This window comes from Streptococcus sp. SV2 (assembly GCF_030440175.1).
Lineage (GTDB): Bacteria > Bacillota > Bacilli > Lactobacillales > Streptococcaceae > Streptococcus > Streptococcus raffinosi.
The window spans coordinates 1-25,518 of the sequence record NZ_JAQFJQ010000009.1 but is presented as its reverse complement, the minus strand read 5'-3'; the positions used below and the strand labels follow the sequence as shown (position 1 = coordinate 25,518).

The window sequence follows — 25,518 nt, the reverse complement described above, 5'->3', positions numbered from 1 at the left end:
TGTAATGATTACTATCAGACTATCATGACTAACTCAAGATGGTTTTAAAATCACTTGTTCAGCCATCATTAAATCCTTAACGAAATCCGAACATGCCATAAAAACCGAGACTACTGTCTCGGTTCATACAGTTTGGAAACGATTAGATTTGTCCTCGGCCTTGAGCGTCAAAGTAAACCCACCATCCTGGACTCACTTCAACCCAACGGTTAACAGCCATCTCACCTGAATTTGGATCATAGTAACGAACAACGCCGTTCACACGAACCAAATGACCTTTGATTTGCTTACCATTGTTATCAAAGAGGAGGTTTTGACCATTGATAGTAACCATGCCTTTGACAGCATTACCATTACCATCGAAGTAATACCAGCTACCATCGATTTCATGGAATTGATTACGGTAAAGCTCACCTGAATTTACATCATAGTAACGAAGGTTGCCATCAACATTAGCCAAAGCACCTTTCACTTGACGACCATTTTGATCAAAGTAGAGGTTTTGACCATTGATATTTTGTGAACCTTTTACGGCTGCTCCATCATTATTGAAGTAAGCCCAAACACCTGGTTCAATTTCAACAAAACGGTTGCGAGCCATTTCACCTGAGTTTGCATCATAGTAACGGATTGTTCCATTCTCGTTAACAGTACGCCCTTTAACTTGGACACCATTGTTATCGAAGAAGAGTTCTTGACCATTGATGTTTTGGTGACCTGTCACACGTTTACCATTACCATCGTAGTATGCCCAAACGTTATTACCAATTTGTACGAATTGGTTGCGGCCTGATGTATTGTTATTGTTGTTATCTGGTTTTGGATCTTGTTTACCGTTTGCATTCAAGACACCGTTTTGGTCGTAGTAGAATACTTGACCTCTACGGTTTTGACGGTAACCATCACGCAATTGCACCCCATTAGCGAGGAAGAAGTATTGTTTACCATCGATAGTCTTTTCACCGATTGCCATACGGCCTGTATTATCAAAGTAGTAGACATTTCCGTCGTTATCTTTGATGAAGGCATTCTTAGCATATTGACCATTGTTATAACGGTATCTTACAGAGAAGAGACGTTTTTCAAACTTACCACTACCATCACCGTTTTGGTTATCACCATTAGTTGATTGGTTGCTTCCGACAACTTTTGGAAGGCTAACCTTACCACCATTTGTACCGTAGTAACCGTTGAGACCATTCTTAAGCACGTACTCTGAACCACGGTCAAGAATGTTAGTACCATTCATGTACTTCGCAGACCACTTCGTAATCTTCTCGTCAGTAGTCATGCGTTTACCGTTAGAGATTTGAACACGGTCAAAGATTTGTGGGTAGAGACGTTTCAATTCATCAAGGAAGGCACCACCATATTTACCTTGGTAGTCATTACCAAAGGTACGTGTTTTAGCGGCATAGAGGCTGTGGTTGATGATTGCGCCATCTTTAGTTTCACCATAGTTATTAACACGAGTTGCAGTAACTACTTCGTCACCTGGAAGGCTGTAGATTTGGTCTGGAACCCAGTCAGCAATCGTTGAGATACCTACAGCGTGGAGTGATTTAAGAGCTGCTTTCAAGTCAGCCAATGAACCGTACTTGTTGTCCTTACTCATACCAATATCATAACGGTCTGTAAAGGCATAACCATTTTGGATTACTGAGTCAAGGAAAGTACCATCATCACTTGAAACGTATTGTGGTGCAAGTTCGAATGATGTAATACCCCATGATTTGAAGAGACTAGCATTTTCAGCAATCTTCTTATTAGTGTATTGTGATGGATTTTGAACGAAGTCTTGGAAGTTAGAGAAACCTTCGTAGATAACTTGTGAATCAAGGGCAGCATTTGATTCGTAAACCAAACCACTGCTGTTCTTTTCTTTACTTGGTGCTACACGCACATCTTGATTTTCAGAAGCACCTACTGGTACCCAAACGGCAAGGTAACCATCAACTTGAGGGTTACGGATACCACGGATTTCGTTTGCATTGAATGTCAAATTACCGTTACCATCAGTGTATTTGACAATGCCGTTAGCATCGCTATCATTCAAGTAAGTAGCCACACCATCGTTTGTTGTCAAAAGCAATGGACGATAAGCTTGGTTACGGTGAGCCGCACCCATGTTAATTGTCAAGTTGCTTGTCAAACGAAGGGCAGGTTGGTTTGAAACGATAACTGCCATACCTTGGTTACGTGTTTCAGCTGTACCAGCATCAGAAGCACTGTTAGCACCTGTACCATAACGTACAGAAGTCAAGACTCCTGCAGCATCCCAACCATTAGTATTACCATAACCGATGTAGTTAACCTTCATATCTTGACCACCAGCTGCATAGCGGATACGGCCTTTCAAGAGGGTTTCAATAGCATCATAATATGGTGATTTTTTAGCCATATATTGACCATCATCTGTGTACATGTCTCCATAGTAAACACGTGGCACAGTGTCCTTATGTGTAAGCATCAAGGCATATGCTGATGGGATGTTATATTGTGTGTATTGCTTGTTGGCACTACGCATGTCTCTGTTGTAGATTTCAAAGGCTTTCTTCATTTCATCAAGAGTGAAGGTATTCCCTGTTGATTGAGGGTTGATTTCATTTTTGATGATTTGACCAATGATTGATTGTACCTCTGAATCGTGGGCACGAACAAATGAGTAGTTAGCCATACGTTTAGAGTTTTTACCACTTTCAGAACGGTCATTTAAACTATTTGAAATGAGTGGTTCAACTCCTGAACGGTTACCGATTGGACGCAAGAGTGAATATACCAATGCTAAGTGCATAGGGTCATCCATTGGCAACTGAGCACCCTTTGTATCTTCATTGTAGTAGGCATCGTTGTGAGACCATGCTTCCAAGATAGACAAGTGTTTAATAGCTTGTTCTTGGCTTTGGTCAGAACCATACTTAGCTTTGAAGTAATCTGAAGCAATTTGAAGAAGGTCAGCATTGACATTATCCACGGCATCGACACGAACACCATCGAAGTTTTCATCTTCAGAACCACCTGTAATAGTACCGATGTTCATGATGTAGTGGAGCCAGTTCAACTGCTCAGCTTGAACCGCTGGGTTTGAATTGTCGATATCATTAGCCAACAAGAATTCAAAACCACCGTTACTTGTATCCTTAGTATACTTAGGATTGCGTTTACCTGTTTGGCTAGTTGGTGTGCGGTTCAAGAGACGATAGTCAGAGTTAGCATAACTTGTACGGCTACTGTTGTTGTAAAGAAGGGCACCGCCTTGCAAGTGGTCGCTATTATCAAGGTTCTCAGAAGTTGAGTTCCAACCTGGTTGTGTTTTGACAAAATTTTTGATGGTAGTACGCAACCAATCCGTGTTCCCTTCACGCGCAATACGTTCTTCGATACGTTTTTGCACTTCAAGGGCTGCTTGATCCATCTGTGTTTGTGAACTATATGATGTAAAGGTTTGGTTTGTTCCCAACCCTTTTTCTTTCATGTAGTTGAGGTAGCTGGCTTGGATAGCCTTGCTTGGCCACCAAACAGTCAGCAATGGACGTTTGTCATTTTCAGTTGAGGCTGTCCACTCTTTACCGTCTTTCAAAATTTCTTTAGGACGGTACCATGTGTTGGCAGTGAAGTAGCCATCAACAAGTTCGATATCTTTATCAGTTGTACCATAAAAGGCATTTTTATCACCATTTACAGTAACATTTGTGTTGGTTGTGCTATCAGCTGCTGAACCAGTACCACCATTTTTATCGAAACGGTATTCTTTTTGGTTAGACAATTCACCAGTTTCAGCGTTGAAGTATTGGCTGCCGCCGTTACGTTCAAGGACATAGTTCTTACGAATAGTGCCATCATCTTCAACGTAGTATTGTTTACCATCGATTGTTTTGATGTGGCTTGGACCATCAGTTACGACATTGTTAGTTGCTGGAAGGTCGTTATTTACTACTGTGACAGTATTGTTGGCATTGTTAGTATTGCCGTTAACTGGGGTAGCACGACGGCCTCCTGTAGGACCACGTCGAGCACCAGTCGCACGACGTTCACGTGTCGCTGCGCGATCAGTAACTGTTGTTGTGTCAGTTGTAGTGTTGTTATTTGTCGTATCAACAGCTGTATCATTGGTTGCTGTTGTATCTGTTGTAGTTGCCGCACGATCAGTACCGACAGTCGCTGCCGTATCAACAGCATTCGCTGCAACTGTATTTGTTGTATCAGTTGTCAAATCGAAAGTTGCTGTTGGAGCGGCTTGATCAGTTGCGACATCGTTTGTCGCTGCAACTGCTGTAGTTGGATCCTGAGCAGCCGTTGTATCGTTAGATACAGTACCCGTATCAACAGTAATATCGGGGATGGCTACAGTAGCATCCGTGTGTTCGTCGGCCTGAACGACACCGTCGTTAGTCCCTAAAGAAACAGCTGAGACCGCACCTACTGACAATCCTGTCACGGCGATGGTTACCCATTGTTTCTTAACTTTGTGCATTTTATAATGTACTTTTTTGTCCATATAAAAAGACTCCTTTTTCCCATTAATAGCTTAATTCTAAAACATTGAAAGCATTTTTTCAATAAAATCTGATGAATTTTCATAATTTTTAGAAAAGTCACTTCAATTTTTTAAGACAATTAGTTAGAGATGAGTATTTTGAAATAGAAAATCAGCCATTTTGTTTGTACTTAAAGAGAAATAAAGGATGATACTACTGCTATTTAGAATGACTATTGACAAACCATCAATTTTAATACTAAGGCAAGGAAATCTAATGGAAAAAGACCAAATCCTTAAGGCTCTTTCTCCTCAAAACACAAAAAACACCACCCTAGTCGACCCCTTAGGTCACTAAAGATGGTGTCTTTTTTAGGGGAGCTTCTCATAGAAAGAGTAAATTCTAACTATCTAAGCTATTCTCTACTTTCTGAGGTTTATGAGATTCAAGTTCGGTCACTTTAGTGTCAGAAAAAGACACTTTCCTTCAAAAATGAAGGGGAATACAAACCAGATTATAGGGCCACAATTCATCACAAAAAAATCTCTCAAAATCTTATACAACCTGCTGAAACCAAGGAAAAAAGAGTATAATTAAAGTGAAAAAGTTAGTCTATTTAGCAACAAATAGAGGGGTAGGTGAGAAAAATGCCAGTAAAAAATACAAACTCCAAGACAAACCAAGATAAGAGAAATAGTGGTCAAGAGGTCACTAATCCAGGCAGTCTTAAGCAAAATTCTCAAGAAAACAGATTTGCCACTGTTCTCCTGTCAGTCGCATTTTATATCGCTTTGGTTTATCTTGCCTTGTTTTTACTTTTGGGGCTGTCAAATCCTTTGGGAATGCTTGTAATCATTTTTTTAGGTTATAGCTTGATTAGTTTTGTCATTGCAACCATCTTAATAGGAATAGGCCGTAAAAAAGGTAATAAATACTTTTTATACACTAGTGTTGGTTTTTACCTAGCCTCAGTCCTTTTGGCTTATGACCCTGACTGGGGAGTGTTTCGAATCATACCGATTCTCTTAACCCTTCTTGTAACAGTGGGCACAGTGATGTATAAAAAAGTAGAGAAATAAAGAGAGAGGATATGGTTTTCCGCCGTATCTTCTTTTCATTTTAAGCTATCCAATCCCAAACAAGACATAACAAAAAGTAGATTAGGGTCAGGTCCTAATCTACTTTTATTTTAGATATTGAATGTTAAGCTCATAAGTCTAATAAGTTTTCCAAATGCGTAACGGCATCTGCAAAGTTATCTACGACGTAAGTTGCTGCTTCTTTGACGACCTCTGGGGCATGTGACATACAGTAAGAGATGTCTGCCACCTCAAACATGGAGATGTCATTACCTGAATCACCAAATGCTACAACTGGTTGATAATGCCTTTTTAAAAGCTCTAATCCGCTTCCCTTAGAAACCCCTTTGGCAGTCACTTCTATACGCGTGCTCCCTGATTGGAAAAATTCTAAATTAGGAAAACGAGCTTTAAGTTCTTGGACATAGGTCGCAGCCTTGTCTGCCTCTGGTCGAAGGTTAAATTTGTAAAGACAACGTTGGCGAACATTTTCATAAAGATTGTCCATACAGAGGATGGGCATATTCCATAAACGACGCTTATCCTCATGATTAAAATTCCCAACTCTTTCCTGATTATCTAGAGCATCGAAAGTAATTGATTCTTCCTTGAGATATTTCAATAAGTTATCAACATCCGTTGGAGGTAATGTTTTCGAAAATACAACCTGATCCTTCTCAGTAACGACTGCACCATTATAGCCAATAGCACAGACCACATTAAGGTGATTACGTTCGGCAATATAAGTAATTTCCTTAACAGAGCGTCCTGTAGCAATGGCAAAATCACTATAGGCAGACAATTTTTCATAAGCCTGCAAATCTTCTGGATGGATTTGAATGGAATTTTTGACAAAAGTTCCGTCTAAATCCGTCACACATAAGATGTTATGTGTCATAGCTATTCCTCTAAACCTAAAATATCTTGAATTTCCATTTTTAAAACATTGGCATAAGCACCGTAAATGGACTGCATTTACATACCATTTTCCGCAAAACCAAGGGATTCGTATTTTTTGATAATCGTGTCTTTGTCCACTAGTGACTTGTCTTTGACATCCACGCTTGAGGTGTCTTTCACTTAACTAAGTATTCAATGACTTGTTTAGAAAGCTACAAATTAATAATCTTCACTCTCTTCGTCATCTTTCTTACGTTTGGCAAGAAAGGCAAGACCTGTTGCCGTTGCCAAAGCACCTAAAGCAAGAGCTGCCGATGCGTCTTCCTCACCAGTCTTAGGAAGAGTTTGGCTACCGTGCTTATGCTTAGGATCTTTAACTTCAGAAGATGATGCTGAAGTAGTCATTGAAGCAGACAATGAAGTGCTTAATGATTCACTCATTGAAGTTGAGACACTTACTGAAGCGGAAACGCTGCTTGAAGCACTTGCTGACTCACTGAGTGATGTGGATTCACTTGTTGAGACTGAAACACTCAATGAAGCGGAAACGCTACTTGAAGCACTTGCTGATTCTGAAGCACTCATTGAACCAGAAACTGATTGGCTCGTTGAAATTGAAGCGCTTGTGCTTTCTGATTCAGAAACTGACGTTGAGACGGATTGACCCGCTGAAACAGAGGCACTGGTACTTACTGACTCACTAAGTGACGTTGATTCACTGAGTGAGACTGAAGCACTAATGCTTGCACTCAATGACTCTGACGCACTCATCGAATCAGAAATTGATTGGATCGTTGAAATTGAAACGCTTGTGCTTTGTGATTCAGAAACTGACGTTGAGGCGGACTGACTCATTGAAACTGAAGCACTGGTACTTACTGACTCACTAAGTGACATTGATTCACTGATTGAGACTGAAGCGGAAACGCTACTTGAAGCACTTACTGACTCTGAGACGCTCAATGAATTAGAAACCGATTGGCTCGTTGAAACTGAGGCGCTTGTGCTTTGTGATTCAGAAACTGACGTTGAGACGGACTGACTCGTTGATACTGAGGTGCTGGTACTTACTGACTCACTGAGTGATGTTGATTCGCTGAGTAAGACTGAAGCTGAAATGCTAGTTGAAGCACTCATTGAATCAGAAACCGATTGGCTCGCTGAGATTGAGGCGCTCGTGCTTTGCGATTCAGAGACTGACATTGAGACGGATTGACTCGCTGAAACTGAGGCACTGGTACTTGCACTTTCTGATTCCGATACGCTCAATGAACCTGAAACTGATTGGCTCGTTGAAATTGAAGCGCTTGTGCTTTGTGATTCAGAGACTGACGTTGAGACGGATTGACTCGTTGATACTGAGGCACTGGTACTTGCTGACTCGCTGAGTGACATTGATTCACTGGTTGAGACTGAAACACTTAATGACGATGACAATGAGTTTGATACTGACTGGCTCGCTGATACTGAGGCACTTGTACTTGCACTTTCTGATTCCGATACGCTCAATGAATTAGAAACTGATTGGCTCATTGAGACAGAGGTGCTTCTGCTTTGCGATTCAGAGACTGACGTTGAGACGGATTGACTCGCTGAAAAAGAGGCACTGGTACTTACTGACTCACTGAGTGATGTTGATTCGCTGAGTGAGACTGAAGCTGAAATGCTAGTTGAAGCACTTGCTGACTCTGAGACGCTCAATGAACCAGAAATTGATTGGCTCGTTGAGATTGAAACGCTTGTGCTTTGTGATTCAGAAACTGAGGCACTTGTACTTGACGACTCGCTAAGTGACATTGATTCACTGGTTGAGACTGAAGCACTTAATGACGATGACAATGAGTTTGATACTGACTGACTCGTTGATACGGAGGCACTTGTACTTGATGACTCGCTTAGTGAAGTTGATTCACTGATTGAGACTGAAGCGGAAACGCTACTTGAAGCACTTACTGACTCTGAGACGCTCAATGAATTAGAAACCGATTGGCTCGTTGAAACTGAGGCGCTTGTGCTTTGTGATTCAGAAACTGACGTTGAGACGGACTGACTCGTTGATACTGAGGTGCTGGTACTTACTGACTCACTGAGTGATGTTGATTCGCTGATTGAGACTGAAGCGGAAACGCTACTTGAAGCACTGGCTGACTCTGAGACGCTCAATGAATTAGAAACCGATTGGCTCGTTGAAACTGAGGCGCTCGTGCTTTGTGATTCAGAGACTGACGTTGAGACGGATTGACTCGCTGAAACTGAAGCGCTTGTGCTTTGTGATTCAGAGACTGACGTTGAGACGGATTGACTCGCTGAAATTGAAGCGCTTGTGCTTTGTGATTCAGAGACTGACATTGAGACGGATTGACTCGCTGAAACTGAGGTACTCATTGAATCTGAAACCGATTGGCTCATTGAATCTGAGGCGCTTGTGCTTGCACTTTCTGATTCTGAGACGCTCAATGAACCTGAAACTGATTGGCTCGTTGAAATTGAAGCGCTTGTGCTTTGTGATTCAGAGACTGACGTTGAGACGGATTGACTCGTTGATACTGAGGCACTGGTACTTGCTGACTCGCTGAGTGACATTGATTCACTGGTTGAGACTGAAGCACTTAATGACGATGACAATGAGTTAGATACTGACTGGCTCGTTGAAACTGAGGCACTGGTACTTGCTGACTCGCTGAGTGACATTGATTCACTGGTTGAGACTGAAGTACTTAATGACGATGACAATGAGTTAGATACTGACTGACTCATTGAAACTGAAGCGCTCATACTTGATGACTCACTGAGTGATGTTGATTCACTGGTTGAAACTGAAGCACTTAATGACGATGACAATGAGTTAGATACTGACTGACTTGTTGAAACTGACGCACTTGTACTTGCTGACTCACTGAGTGACATTGATTCACTTGACGAAACTGACTCACTTAATGATCCGGATGTACTCAATGATGTCGAAGCAGACATTGAGAGTGACTCACTTGTAGAAATAAAGCTTGATGCTGATTTCGAAATTGAATCAACTGTTGAAAGGATGGTCGAAATTGACGCACTAAATGCTTGCGATAAGCTTTCAAAAGCCGAAACACTCAATGAAGAAACTACTGAATTTGAAACAGATTGACTTGCTGAAACTGAAGCACTCTCTGAAGCCGAAATTGAGTTGGACTCGGATTGTGACTCAGATACTGAAGCACTCTCTGATGCCGAAATAGAATTTGACTCGGATTGAGATTCAGATACTGACGCACTTTCTGACGATGAAAGTGAATTTGATTCAGACTGTGATTCAGAAACTGAAGCACTCTCTGACGCTGAAAGCGAGTTGGACTCGGATTGTGACTCAGACACTGAAGCACTCTCTGACGCTGAAAGGGAGTTGGATTCCGATTGGGACTCAGATACTGAAGCACTTTCTGATGCCGAAATAGAATTTGACTCAGATTGTGATTCACTTACTGAAGCACTTTCTGATGCTGAAAGAGAGTTTGACTCGGATTGTGATTCAGATACTGACGCACTTTCTGATGCTGAAAGCGAGTTGGATTCCGATTGGGACTCAGACACTGAAGCACTCTCTGATGCCGAAATAGAATTTGACTCGGATTGAGACTCACTTACTGAAGCACTTTCTGACGCTGAAAGCGAATTGGATAGAGACTGTGATTCAGACACTGAAGAACTCAATGATGTACTTAACGAGTTCGATACGGATTCACTCGTTGAAACCGAAGTACTCAAGGAGCTACTTAATGAGTTCGATACGGATTGACTAGCTGACACCGAAGTACTCAAGGAGCTACTTAATGAGTTCGATACGGATTGACTAGCTGACACCGAAGTACTCAACGATGAACTCAAGGAATTCGAAGCAGACTGACTAGCTGATACCGATGCGCTCAAAGATGTGCTTTGCGAGTTTGATACGGACTGACTCGCTGAAACTGAGGAACTCAACGATGAACTTAACGAGTTCGATACGGATTCACTCGTTGAAACTGAAGAACTCAAGGAGCTACTTAACGAGTTTGATACAGACTGGCTCGTTGAAACTGAAGTACTCAAGGAGCTACTTAATGAGTTCGATATAGACTCACTTGTTGAAACCGAAGAACTCAATGATGAACTCAAAGAATTCGATACAGATTGGCTTGTTGAGACTGAAGCGCTCAGCGATGTACTCAACGAATTTGAAGCTGATTGACTCGTTGAAACCGAAGAACTTAACGAAGCACTTAAGGAGTTCGATACGGACTGACTAGCTGACACCGAAGTACTCAACGATGTACTCAAAGAATTCGATACAGACTGACTCGTTGAGACTGAGTCACTCAGTGACGCACTTAATGAGTTCGATACAGATTGACTTGTTGAGACTGAAGTACTCAATGATGTACTTTGCGAGTTCGATACGGATTCACTCGTTGATACCGAAGTACTCAAGGAGCTACTCAACGAGTTCGATACGGATTCACTCGTTGATACCGAAGAACTTAACGATGTGCTTAGCGAGTTTGATACAGACTGACTTGTTGAGACCGAAGAACTTAACGATGTGCTTAAGGAGTTCGATACGGACTGACTTGTTGAAACCGAAGTACTCAGCGATGTACTCAACGAATTTGAAGCTGACTGACTTGTTGATACAGAAGAACTCAATGATGTGCTCAACGAGTTTGATAAAGATTGGCTCGTTGAAACCGAAGAACTCAATGATGTGCTTAGCGAGTTTGATACAGACTGACTCGTTGAAACCGAGGTACTCAAGGAGCTACTTAACGAATTTGATACGGACTCACTCGTTGAAACCGATGTGCTCAACGATGAACTTAACGAGTTTGATACGGATTGACTTGTTGAGACTGAAGCGCTCAGCGATGTACTTAACGAATTTGATACGGATTCACTTGTTGAGACTGAAGAACTCAAGGAGCTACTTAATGAGTTCGATACGGACTGACTAGCTGACACCGAAGTACTCAACGATGTACTCAATGAATTCGAAGCAGACTGACTAGCTGATACCGATGCGCTCAAAGATGTGCTTTGCGAGTTCGATACAGATTCACTTGTTGAGACTGAAGAACTCAATGATGAACTCAAAGAATTCGATACAGATTGGCTTGTTGAGACTGAAGCGCTCAGCGATGTACTCAAAGAATTTGAAGCTGATTGACTTGTTGAGACTGAAGAACTCAACGAGGTACTCAACGAATTCGATATAGACTCACTTGTTGAAACTGAAGAACTCAAGGATGTGCTTAACGAGTTCGATACGGATTGACTTGTTGAAACCGAAGAACTCAAGGATGAACTCAAAGAATTCGATACGGATTCACTCGTTGAAATTGAAAAACTCAATGATGAACTCAAGGAATTCGATACGGATTGGCTTGTTGAAACCGATGCGCTCAACGAGTTACTTAACGAGTTCGATACAGATTCACTCGTTGAAACCGAAGAACTCAATGATGTGCTTAACGAGTTTGATACGGATTGACTTGTTGAAACAGAAGAACTCAATGATGAACTCAACGAATTCGATACGGATTGACTAGCTGACACCGAAGAACTTAACGATGTGCTTAGCGAGTTTGATACAGACTGACTCGTTGAGACTGAAGCGCTCAAAGATGAACTTAACGAATTCGAAGCTGATTCACTGGTTGAGACTGAAGAACTCAATGATGTGCTTAAGGAGTTCGATACGGATTCACTCGTTGAAACCGAAGTACTCAAGGAGCTACTTAAGGAGTTCGATACGGATTGACTAGCTGACACCGAAGTACTCAACGATGAACTCAAGGAATTCGAAGCAGACTGACTAGCTGATACCGATGCGCTCAATGATGTGCTTTGCGAGTTTGATACGGACTGAGTCGCTGAAACTGAGGAACTCAACGATGAACTTAACGAGTTCGATACGGACTGACTTGATGACACCGAAGTACTCAATGATGTGCTTAACGAGTTTGATACGGATTCACTCGTTGAGACTGAAGAACTCAAAGATGAACTCAACGAATTCGATACGGATTCACTCGTTGAAACCGAAGCGCTCAATGATGTACTCAAGGAATTCGATACGGACTGACTTGTTGAAACTGAAGTACTCAGCGATGTACTCAAAGAATTCGAAGTAGATTGACTCACTGAGACTGAAGCGCTCAATGATGAACTCAAAGAATTCAATACTGACTGGCTTGTTGAGACTGAACCGCTCAACGATGTACTTAACGAGTTTGATACAGACTGACTCGTTGAGACTGAAGCGCCCAGCGATGTACTCAACGAATTTGAAGCTGATTGGCTCGTTGAAACCGAAGCGCTCAAGGAGGTACTCAAAGAATTCGATACGGACTGACTAGCTGACACCGAAGAACTCAATGATGTGCTTAACGAGTTTGATACGGATTCACTTGTTGAAACCGAAGTACTCAAAGATGAACTCAAAGAATTCGATACGGATTCACTTGTTGAAACCGAAGTACTCAATGATGTGCTTAACGAGTTCGATACGGACTGACTCGTTGAAACTGAAGTACTCAAGGAGCTACTTAATGAGTTCGATACGGACTGACTAGCTGAAACTGAGGAACTCAACGATGAACTTAACGAGTTCGATACGGACTGACTCGTTGAAACTGAAGTACTCAATGATGTACTTAACGAGTTTGATACGGATTCACTCGTTGAGACTGAAGAACTCAAAGATGAACTCAACGAATTCGATACGGATTCACTCGTTGAAACCGAAGTGCTCAGCGATGTACTCAAAGAATTTGAAGCTGATTGACTTGTTGAGACTGAAGCGCTCAAAGATGTACTCAAAGAATTCGAAGTAGATTGACTCACTGAGATTGAGGCGCTCAAAGATGAACTTAACGAGTTCGATACGGATTCACTTGTTGAAACTGAAGAACTCAATGATGAACTCAAAGAATTCGATACAGATTGGCTTGTTGAGACTGAAGCGCTCAGCGATGTACTCAAAGAATTTGAAGCTGATTGACTTGTTGAGACTGAAGAACTCAAAGATGTACTCAAAGAATTCGATATAGACTCACTTGTTGAAACTGAAGAACTCAATGATGTGCTTAACGAGTTCGATACGGATTGACTTGTTGAAACCGAAGAACTCAAGGATGAACTCAAAGAATTCGATACGGATTCACTCGTTGAAACTGAAGAACTCAATGATGAACTTAACGAGTTCGATACGGACTGACTCGTTGAAACCGATGAGCTCAAGGAGGTACTCAAAGAATTCGATACGGACTGGCTCGTTGAAACCGAAGTACTCAAGGAGCTACTTAACGAGTTTGACACGGACTGACTCGTTGAAACCGATGAGCTCAAGGAGGTACTCAAAGAATTCGATACGGACTGGCTCGTTGAAACCGAAGTACTCAAGGAGCTACTTAACGAGTTTGACACGAACTGACTAGCTGATACCGATGCACTCAACGATGAACTCAAGGAATTCGAAGCAGACTGACTAGCTGATACCGATGCGCTCAAAGACTGGGACAAGCTTTGTGACTTCGATGTACTCAAGGACGCACTCGTGGAGGCAGATTCACTGCGAGAAACACTGGTCTTGACTGAATCGCTCAAGGATTGAGACAAGCTTTGTGACTTCTCGGTACTCAAAGACGCACTCGTGGAGGCGGACTCACTGCGAGAAACACTCGTCTTGACTGACTCACTCAAAGACTGGGATAAGCTTTGTGACTTCTCGGTACTCAAAGACGCACTCGTGGAGGCGGACTCACTGCGAGAAACACTCGTCTTGACTGACTCACTCAAAGACTGGGATAAGCTTTGTGACTTCTCGGTACTCAAGGACGCACTCGTGGAGGCAGATTCACTGCGAGAAACACTGGTCTTAACTGACTCACTCAAAGACTGGGATAAGCTTTGTGACTTCTCGGTACTCAAAGACTCACTCGCTGACGCAGATTCACTGCGAGAAACACTGGTCTTAACTGAGTCGCTCAAGGATTGAGACAAGCTTTGTGACTTCTCGGTACTCAAAGACGCACTCGTTGACGCAGACTCACTGCGAGAGACACTGGTCTTGACTGAGTCGCTCAAGGATTGTGATAAGCTTTGTGACTTCTCGGTACTCAAAGACGCACTCGTTGACGCAGACTCACTGCGAGAGACACTGGTCTTGACTGAGTCGCTCAAGGATTGTGATAAGCTTTGTGACTTCACCTCACTCAACGACGCACTCGTTGAGGCGGATTCACTGCGAGAAACACTGGTCTTAACTGATTCGCTCAAGGATTGAGACAAGCTTTGTGATTTAACGGTACTTAAGGACGCACTTGTGGAAGCGGACTGGCTGGTTCGTACCGATGTGCTCAATAACTGTGATAAACTACGAGACTTCTCGGTACTCAAGGACGCACTCGTTGACGCAGACTCACTGCGAGAGACACTGGTCTTGACTGATTCGCTCAAGGATTGAGACAAGCTTTGTGACTTAACGGTACTCAAAGACGCACTCGCTGAGGCGGACTCACTGCGAGAAACACTCGTCTTGACTGATTCGCTCAAGGACTGGGACAAACTTTGTGACTTCTCGGTACTCAAGGACGCACTCGCTGAGGCGGACTCACTGCGAGAGACACTCGTCTTGACTGACTCGCTCAAGGATTGAGACAGACTCTGTGATTTAACGGTACTCAAGGACGCACTTGTGGAAACGGACTGGCTGGTTCGTACCGATGTGCTCAAAGATTGTGATAAACTACGAGACTTGACTGTACTCAAGGAAGCACTTGTAGAAGCGGACTGGCTGGTTCGTACCGATGTGCTCAAAGATTGTGATAAACTGCGAGACTTGACCGTGCTCAAAGAGGCACTCACTGAGAGAGATTGTTTTAGTGAATTTGAAACATTCCTTGACACTACTGTACTCACGGACGTACTTGTAGATGCTGACTGTTTCACAGATTCACTCGTACTATTAGAAAGAGACTTGCTATAGTCACTATTAGACAAGGGTACCGTCACGGTATTTGTCGTATCATCCTTATAAGTAATTGTCACCGTGCCATCATTATTGACTGTATAAGACTTAATACGATTAGCTGCTTCTGGATTCAAGGCCGACACAGCCGCAATAACCTTACTCTTATCTGCCTCTGTCAGAGCAGTCAGGCTTGTCACCTGAATGGTCGTCGTTGGCGCAACACCTGGCGTACGATCTGCAAGACGTCCTTGCGTCATCCGAATTTCACCCAAACCATTTGGACGGTTCATATTCGACGCATTGTCAATAGCAGCAACATTACGTTGCCATGTGTTTCGGAAAGAATGATAAAGGTCATCCTTCAAATGAATGGTCGTTGTGATGGTTGCAGGATTATCAGTCGTAGCTGTGATATCTCCCGTAATCGGTGCAATATTACCAGTTCCGTACTGGGTACTACCAAAGAAATTGCCGTTCAAGGCATTGTCATTCAAATCGGCTCTTGCAACAACTTTCATTTCTTTAAGCTTGCCACTGTCATCTGTAGCTGTGAAAGTCAAAACAGCATCATCACCAGCATAGAGGGTATAGTTTTTCCCACCACCTTCGAGAGGCGTAGACTTAGGTTCCACACCATCGACAGTCAACTTGGCCGTCACTTCAGGACGCGTTCCGTCCGTTACAGCCACGGAATTACTGGCATCTGAATACACCGCATAATCACCATACATGATGCGAGCTTTGGCTGTTACACCACCTGTTTGTAACTTAACAGTCGGCGTCACAATCGCTTGACCCGAAGCATCTGCCACAGCTGTTCCCACTTCGTCGTCATTATTATATAGAACAACTGTGGAACCTGGCTCAGCTCCCGTCACCGTTACAGGCGTCTGTGTGTAAGCCTTGTCCAATAATCTCGTTTCAACGGTTGGTGCTGCTAGTCGCTTCACTGGAGCCGTCACATCATTAGTGGTGTTATCTTTATAAGTAATGGTTACCACACCAGATGATGAGACGGAATAAGACTTAAAGTCCTTAGAGGTCGCAATATTTGGATTTGTCGCCTTAAAAGTTTCCCAAACCTTATCTTTTTCAGCCTGAGCGAGATTGCTCGTGTCATTGACAAAAGTACCCGTTGTCACTGCCTTAATCGGGTTGCGAATCCCGTCATTTTGAGGTAAGACCTGGATACGCAAAGAGCGTGTCACTGTTTGATTCGCATTATTGGCAACCACAAAAGAAAGTGTGTACGTTCTTCCCGGAGTTACGACCTGATCAGCCCCAACTGTCCCCATAACATTAAAAGCAACGGAGCTATTTCTCAAAGCAGTTGTTTGGGGAATATTGATACCATTGACACGATCACTATATGAGGTGTAACCAATACTACGAATACTGTATTGTGTTGGTTTTGATTCAACAACTTGATAGGCCTGATTGATGTAGTCAGAGTTATAAGCAGAAATCAAGCCATTGTTAGGACCTAAGTTATAATAAGGATTACGCAAGCTATTATCAGTACCAATGATAGCACCATTTCGAGGGTCACGCTGACCAGATGTCGCACGCAGCACCGCATTAGCAAGACTATTTCTAGCCTGTCTTGCTTGTGTAAGTGTAGGGACTATGTCAACGCCACTATCAGCCAGACTGACACGAATAGCATCCAAGGCTTGATTTCCCTTCAGAATAGCCGAATCCGTATTTGGCAAATCAAGTGCTTGAGCTTTATAAGTATAAATCTCTAAGGCCAAATCTTTGAGACGCTTTTCTTGATCTGAACGCTCAGTATTAGACACAAGCGAAACAGCCAACAGACCGTTTGCAGTGTCAGACAATTGACGATTAACAAGAGCTTCGGATGCCAAAGAAGCATGTAACATGGCCGAATCCGAGCTGACAAGATTCACACCCTCTTGAGAGGCAACACTATCACTCTTGCTAAATGATTGATTAGATATGCTGTCATCACGCTCTGAAGAGCCTGTAAGCCTACTCTCAGACAAACTATGAGAAGCCGTCTGACTCGCTGATTCCGATTGAGAAGCTAGAGAAGCTGACAAGGAAGTCGAAATCGAAGCACTTAGTGACAGAGAGGCAGATTTTGAAGCCTGTTCAGAAGCTGAAATAGATTGACTGCTTGACAAGGACTCATTTAAAGAAGTCTCGGAAGTCTGACTTGACGCAGCTTCAGATGACTCTTGACTATTTACCTGACTCTCTTGGACACCAGACACAGAACCAATATTGCCAATAACAGCTGATTCTGATGCAACTAAAAGATCAGCCTTAGCTCCAGCTTGGCTTTCCAAAACTGGCTCATCTGTCACTTCTTCCGCATGAGTCACGTGAGTCACAACAGCCCCACCTAGCAAAGCCCCCGTAGCAAGCACTCCCTTAAGGAGCGAGTGTCCTGAGAAAGCAGATGAATCCACTTCCACCTGCTGGGTACTGATCGAAGGTAAATCCACTCCTCCTCTTAGCACCTTAAAAAGACCAAAGTTTGAAGTCGCTGCACGAAGCCAGTGCTTACCTGACTTTACCAGTTTAAAACGTGTCACACGGTCCGTTTCACGATATTGACCTTCATTCCTTCTAAAAAACATACTTACTCCATTAATTTTTTGATTAAAATACTCCTTCTAATTTTATCATAAAATTGAGCAAAAAATCTCATTTCAAACTTGCTTTCCCTGAACTTATACATTCCCAAATCTATTCAAATGCACCCCAACAAATAAGAAATCTGGATATATTAAAACTATTAGTCTTTTTAGATAAGCAAAAATCCCCCACCATTGAGAAAAGCTCAAATGATGAGGGATATTATAAATCTTAATGAGAAGGTAAGAATGAGACTTGCTGACGATTAGAAGTCTTCACCCTCTTCTTCTTTCTTACGTTTGGCAAGAAAGGCAAGACCTGTTGCCGTTGCCAAAGCACCTAAAGCAAGAGCTGCCGATGAGTCTTCCTCACCAGTCTTAGGAAGAGCTTGGCTACCGTGCTTATGCTTAGGATCTTTAACTTCAGAAGAAGATACTGAAGTACTCATTGAAGCAGACAATGAAGTGCTTGCTGATTCACTCATTGAAGTTGAGACACTTACTGAAGCTGAAACGCTGCTTGAAGTGCTTGCTGATTCTGAGACGCTCATTGAATCAGAAACCGATTGGCTCATTGAAATTGAAGCGCTTGTGCTTTGTGATTCAGAGACTGATGTTGAGACTGATTGACTCGTTGAAACAGAAGCACTGGTACTTGATGACTCACTAAGTGACATTGATTCACTGAGTGAGACTGAAGCTGAAACGCTGGTTGAAGCGCTTGCTGACTCTGAGACGCTCATTGAATCAGAAACTGATTGGCTCGTCGAGATTGAGCCGCTCGTGCTTTGCGATTCAGAGACTGACGTTGAGACTGATTGACTCGCTGAAACTGAGGCACTGGTACTTGCACTTTCTGATTCCGATACGCTCAATGAACCAGAAACTGATTGGCTCGTTGAGATTGAAGCGCTTGTGCTTTGTGATTCAAAAACAGAAGTTGAGACGGATTGACTCGCTGAAACTGAGGCACTGGTACTTACTGACTCACTAAGTGACATTGATTCACTGGTTGAGACTGAATCACTTAATGAAGCGGAAACGCTACTTGAAGCACTTGCTGACTCTGAGACGCTCAATGAATTAGAAACCGATTGGCTCGTTGAGATTGAAGCGCTTGTGCTTTGTGATTCAGAGATTGACGTTGAGACTGATTGACTCGCTGAAACAGAAGCACTGGTACTTGCACTTGCTGATTCCGATACGCTCAATGAATTAGAAACCGATTGGCTCGTTGAGATTGAAGCGCTTGTGCTTTGTGATTCAGAAACTGACGTTGAGACGGATTGACTCGTTGAAACAGAAGCACTGGTACTTGCACTTTCTGATTCCGATACGCTCAATGAACCAGAAACTGATTGGCTCGTTGAGATTGAAGCGCTTGTGCTTTGCGAGTCAGAGACTGACGTTGAGACGGACTGACTCAATGAAACTGAAGCACTGGTACTTACTGACTCACTTAGTGATGTGGATTCACTGATTGAGACTGAAGCTGAAACGCTGCTTGAAGTACTTGCTGACTCTGAGATGCTCAATGAATTAGAAACCGATTGGCTCGTTGAAACTGAGGCGCTCGTGCTTTGTGATTCAGAGACTGACGTTGAGACGGATTGACTCGCTGAAAAAGAGGCACTGGTACTTACTGACTCACTGAGTGATGTTGATTCGCTGAGTGAGACTGAAGCTGAAATGCTAGTTGAAGCACTTGCTGACTCTGAGGCACTCATTGAATCTGAAACCGATTGGCTCATTGAAACTGAGGCGCTTGTGCTTGCACTTTCTGATTCTGAGACGCTCAATGAACCGGAAATTGATTGGCTCGTTGAGATTGAAGCGCTTGTGCTTTGTGATTCAGAAACTGACGTTGAGACGGATTGACTCGCTGAAACAGAGGTACTGGTACTTGCTGACTCACTGAGTGATGTTGATTCGCTGAGTGAGACTGAAGCTGAAATGCTAGTTGAAGCACTTGCTGACTCTGAGACGCTCAATGAACCAGAAATTGATTGGCTCGTTGAGATTGAAACACTTGTGCTTTGTGATTCAGAAACTGACGTTGAGACGGACTGACTCGTTGAAACTGAGGTACTTGTACTTGACGACTCGCTAAGTGACATTGATTCACTGGTTGAGACTGAAGCACTTAATGAAGCGGAAACAGAAGTTGAGACTGATTGACTCATTGAAACTGAAGCGCTCATACTTGATGACTCACTGAGTGACGTTGATTCACTGAGTGAGACTGAAGCACTTAATGACGATGACAATGAGTTAGATACTGACTGACTCGTTGATACTGAAGCGCTGGTACTTGATGACTCGCTGAGTGACATTGATTCACTGGTTGAAACTGAAGCACTTAATGACGATGACAATGAGTTAGATACTGACTGACTCATTGAAACTGAAGCGCTCATACTTGATGACTCACTGAGTGATGTTGATTCACTGGTTGAAACTGAAGCACTTAATGACGATGACAATGAGTTAGATACTGACTGACTTGTTGAAACTGACGCACTTGTACTTGCTGACTCACTGAGTGACATTGATTCACTTGACGAAACTGACGCACTTAATGATCCGGATGTACTCAATGATGTCGAAGCAGACATTGAGAGTGACTCACTTGTAGAAATAAAGCTTGATGCTGATTTCGAAATTGAATCAACTGTCGAAAGGATGGTCGAAATTGACGCACTAAATGCTTGCGATAAGCTTTCAAAAGCCGAAATACTCAATGAAGAAACCACTGAATTTGAAACAGATTGACTTGTTGAAACTGACGCACTTTCTGATGCCGAAATTGAGTTGGACTCGGATTGAGACTCACTTACTGAAGCACTTTCTGATGCCGAAATAGAATTTGACTCAGATTGTGACTCACTTACTGAAGCACTTTCTGATGCTGAAAGGGAATTGGATACAGACTGAGATTCAGACACTGAAGCACTTTCTGATGCCAAAATAGAATTGGATTCAGACTGTGATTCACTTACTGAAGCACTTTCTGAAGCTGAAAGGGAGTTGGATTCGGATTGTGATTCACTTACTGAAGCACTTTCTGAAGCTGAAAGAGAGTTAGATTCGGATTGAGATTCAGACACTGAAGCACTCTCTGATGCTGAAAGAGAGTTTGACTCGGATTGTGACTCACTTACTGAAGCACTTTCTGATGCCGAAATAGAATTTGACTCAGATTGTGATTCACTTACTGAAGCACTTTCTGATGCTGAAAGAGAGTTTGACTCGGATTGTGACTCACTTACTGAAGCACTTTCTGATGCCGAAATAGAATTTGACTCAGATTGTGACTCACTTACTGACTCACTTTCTGATGCTGAAAGGGAGTTTGACTCGGATTGTGACTCACTTACTGAAGCACTTTCTGATGCTGAAAGAGAATTGGATTCAGACTGAGACTCGGACACTGAAGCACTCTCTGACGCTGAAAGAGAATTGGATTCAGACTGAGATTCAGACACTGACGCACTTTCTGACGCTGAAATAGAATTTGACTCAGATTGTGATTCACTTACTGAAGCACTCTCTGATGCCGAAATAGAATTTGACTCAGATTGTGATTCACTTACTGACGCACTTTCTGACGCTGAAAGCGAGTTTGACTCGGATTGGGACTCAGACACTGAAGCACTCTCTGACGCTGAAAGGGAGCTAGATTCCGACTGGGATTCACTCACTGACGCACTCTCTGAAGCCGAAAGCGAATTGGATACAGACTGGGACTCAGACACTGACGCACTTTCTGACGCTGAAAGGGAGTTTGACACAGATTGGGACTCACTTACTGATGCACTCTCTGACGCTGAAAGGGAGTTTGACATAGATTGGGACTCACTTACTGATGCACTCTCTGACGCTGAAAGCGAGTTGGATTCGGATTGGGACTCAGACACTGAAGCACTTTCTGACGCTGAAAGCGAGTTAGACTCGGATTGAGATGCGCTCACTGAAGCACTTTCTGACGCTGAAAGCGAGTTAGACTCGGATTGAGATGCGCTCACTGAAGCACTCTCTGACGCTGAAAGCGAGTTAGACTCGGATTGCGATACACTCACTGAAGCGCTCTCTGACGCTGAAAGCAAATTGGATTCGGAGGCAGATACTGATGCTGATGCTGACTCGGACTTGCTCAATGATTTGGATTCCCGTTCACTCGTTGAAGCGGATTCGGATTCCCTTAAAGATTCCGATTTAGACTTAACAATACTCTCACTTCTGCTTTCTGAGAGCGATGTAGAAGTTGATAAGCTTTCACTGTTTGGTGTAACGGTATAGGTAACTGGGACTGTTACCGTATAGGAATTTCCAGTTCCATCTTCTGATACCACTACCTCAACAGTCATTGTATATTTACCTGGAGTGGTGATATCAGGTACTGTATTGTTTGCAAATTTTACACTTTTAATAGATAAACTATTATCTGTCGTAATCCATCCAGAAGAATCTAGACTATTCTGGTAGTTAGAATCATTGACATTCTGCTCGAAAGTATGCGGAACCGGTTTAATATCGTACACTTTATGTGTAAGGGTAGAACTTGTTGATAACAAGTCTGAACTACTACTTGTTGTCCCGTAACGGCCGACATCATAAGTTCTAGTAACCGTGTAATTAAATTCTCCTGCATTATCCGTAGTTAATGGAAGACTGGTTGAGCTAGTACCTGTTGATGTGTTAGTCCACTGTGTCGTATGTGATTCACTTGTCGCTTCTGCTGTAATATAACTATCTGAATCGGTCCCATTATGAAGAGAATTTCCTTTAATATCAACGATAGGTGTCTTTGCTTCAATCTTAGGCAAGACCTGATAATTTACACTAACAGTTTGCGTTGAACCATCAGAGTAAGTAACCGTTGCTTCAGCAGTATGAGTTCCAACTGTTGTTGTAGAAATTGGTGTAGTCCAAGTAACACTTTGACCTGATACTGCTGCTGTTGCACTATTTACTGGTGTGATTGTGACAAAGTTACTTGCAGCAGTTAGATCTGTAGCAGACTCATCTTGGATAGTATAGACGGTTGTTGCTTTTGCTGTCGCCGTGTACTTTTCGTTTTGTTTAATCTTATGGAATGAATAGGTGATTCCTTGACTACCTTCAAGGACTCTAACTGTATTATCTGAAACAAAACCTTTTGCTGTCGCAACATTAGTTGCTCTTAACTCATAACCATCAATGCTAAGATAGGATGACAGATTCACCGTTGTTCCAGCTTCTTGTTGAATCAAGACTTCATCTTTACCTGGAATTTCCTCACCAGTATCTGCATCAATAAATTTTACCGTTACATAGGCCCCTCTTGCAGAATAGTCAAATCTTTCAAGATTAAATTGTTGTAAGTTTGTTCCTGAACCCGTTGAGGCAAAGAGGGCAAAGGCCAACTCTTCTTGCCCAGACCTTTGACCAGTTGTAGCACGACTTGCATTCAAATAGCTTTGAATATTCTTAGACCAAGTTTGACCGGCATAAGTTACTGTCATAACTTTGGTCGAACCGTTATATGAAACAACATAATCTTTAAGCGTATTATCGGTTGGAAGTGTCTGTAATTTTTCAGCACTAATTGTATCTGTTGTAGCTACCCCAGTATTTGACGTAGTAACAAAGGCCCCAAAAGCTGAGTTTCTAACTTTTGCAGGATCTGCGTTAGCATACTGACTGCTATTAGGCTGAGACGTATTATGCCAAGTATCCAATTTAAATCCAAAGGAACGTGTAAGGTTTGTTCCTCCCATACCAAGACTGGCACCAGAACCATTTCCATTGGCATTACCGATTTCACCGATTTTACCCGTCGAAAAGATCGCCGCAATACCGTCACCACCATAGTGTCCAGCAGAACTATTACCCTCGTAGGCATCACCAAGGTTGATTTTACCTGTTAAGGTGAAACTTTCATTCATATCCACCTTGGTTTTAAGGGTATAAGCACCTACTTGTCCACCGGTATTTTGAGTCAAGGTCACCGTTCCATTATTGAGACTTGCTGTTCCAGTGGTTTTGAAATAACTTGCTTGGTTTTTATTCGTAACAATAAGGTTTGCTTTTTGCTTATAGGTAGCCTCACCAAGTGACGCATTAGTGTCATAAGCACCTCTAGCCACAGCATCCAACTGTGCAGTAACTGCTGCAACACCGTTAACTACTGAATTACCAGTAAAACCTGCGTTTGTAATCTTGGTCATCAGCCCTTCAACGGCATTACCAAGACGTTCACGTTGTTCTGCATAAGCAGCGTTTGTTGCTGATGCAGCAAGCAATGTTGTTGATTTAGTGACTTCTTCTTGAACTGTTGTGATAGCTGTTTGGATTTCAGCTTTAGCAGCTGTGTCTGTCAATTTTGCTTGATAGTCTTTAGCAATATTAACGAGCAATTCTGCTTCTGAAACGTTTTGATCCAAAATTGTTTTTTCATCTTCTTGAGTTGCTGTTTCTGATGCAGTCGCTACTGTTGAAGTTGCTGATTCTGAATGAGAAGCTGAACCACTTGCGCTTTCAGTATGTGACTGACTAGCGGAGGTTGAACTCTCTTTGCTAAGTGATACAGATTCAGAAATAGATTGTGATAATTCTGTTGATACAGATTGTGACAATGAGACTGAGGCATCTGTGCTTGCTTGAGCGTCAACTGAAGAGCTTGTAGACTCTTGACTAGTTGATGGTGCTACCGAAGCTTCTGATGTTGGAGCTGCACTCAAGACAACAGACTCAGAATTGGCTGTGACATCATGATTCCCAGTTAATTGACTCTCTAAAGCTGGCGTTGCAGTTTCTTCGGCTTGAGCAGTGTAAGTGGCTACTGCACCACCTGCCACCGCACCTGCTGCTGCAATCCCTTTAAGTAGGGCTTGACCTGAGATAAGAGGTGTTTTCTCCTCAACACTTTGCGCTGAAACTGACGGTGCATCTGTTCCACCTTTAACAACCTTAAAAAGTCCAAAGTTTGATGTCGCCGCACGAAGCCATTGCTTCCCTGATTTGATTAATTTAAAACGAGTCACACGATCTGTTTCGCGATATTCCCCTTCGTTTCTTCTAAAAAACATATTTGCTCCATTCTAGATGTTAGTGTAAAACACGTAGCTAAATTTTATCACAAAATTGTTGTAAGTTCTAATTTTTTGTCATATATTCCTTAAATAAAATTGCAAACGTTTCATCCTATTAATACCTTAAAGACATTGATTTCACACTATCTTCAGTCATTTTCTAGTTTATAAAATGAAATTTAAAGATTTCTTGAAATTCTATAGAAATGTTTCCCTTCTTTAACAGTATTGCCTTTCAAGATAGGCTTGATTACTCTAAATAGCAGACAAATTCGGCTCTATAATTTCTGTAGTGGGTAAAATCACTATAGAGATTATAGAGCTTTTTGAATGCAGACAAAAAGTCCCATAAGAACTATAATGAAAAGCAACCAAACCATCATTAGGAAGAACTTA

At 42.4% G+C, this 25,518-nt stretch carries 5 protein-coding genes; 1 reads left to right on the top strand and 4 read right to left on the bottom strand.

Going from position 1 to position 25,518, the window contains the following annotated elements; translation table 11 throughout:
- Positions 1-142: 142 nt before the first annotated feature.
- Positions 143-4,498 carry a glycoside hydrolase family 70 protein gene (locus PCY14_RS06335; RefSeq protein ID WP_301363256.1) on the bottom strand — a complete coding sequence of 1,452 codons (4,356 nt, stop codon included), beginning with the start codon at positions 4,496-4,498 and terminating at the stop codon, positions 143-145.
- Between the two features lie 627 nt (positions 4,499-5,125).
- On the opposite strand from PCY14_RS06335, the gene PCY14_RS06330 reads away from it, so the two are divergent.
- Positions 5,126-5,557, top strand: a complete 432-nt coding sequence (locus PCY14_RS06330) for a hypothetical protein (RefSeq protein ID WP_060934105.1) — start codon at positions 5,126-5,128, stop codon at positions 5,555-5,557.
- A gap of 130 nt (positions 5,558-5,687) precedes the next feature.
- On the opposite strand, the gene PCY14_RS06325 is transcribed toward PCY14_RS06330, so the two are convergent.
- The 3 genes from PCY14_RS06325 to PCY14_RS06315 all read right to left on the bottom strand — a co-directional run bounded on the left by PCY14_RS06325 (position 5,688) and on the right by PCY14_RS06315 (position 25,119).
- The gene (locus tag PCY14_RS06325) at positions 5,688-6,455 is read right to left on the bottom strand and encodes a Cof-type HAD-IIB family hydrolase (RefSeq protein WP_060934104.1); all 768 of its coding nucleotides are present in this window, start codon (positions 6,453-6,455) and stop codon (positions 5,688-5,690) included.
- Between the two features lie 221 nt (positions 6,456-6,676).
- Positions 6,677-18,052, bottom strand: coding sequence for an accessory Sec-dependent serine-rich glycoprotein adhesin (locus PCY14_RS06320; RefSeq protein ID WP_301363255.1), 11,376 nt, complete (start codon positions 18,050-18,052; stop codon positions 6,677-6,679).
- A gap of 263 nt (positions 18,053-18,315) precedes the next feature.
- Positions 18,316-25,119: an accessory Sec-dependent serine-rich glycoprotein adhesin gene (locus tag PCY14_RS06315; protein ID WP_301363254.1), complete on the bottom strand. Its 6,804-nt coding sequence runs from the start codon at positions 25,117-25,119 to the stop codon at positions 18,316-18,318.
- Positions 25,120-25,518 lie beyond the last annotated feature (399 nt).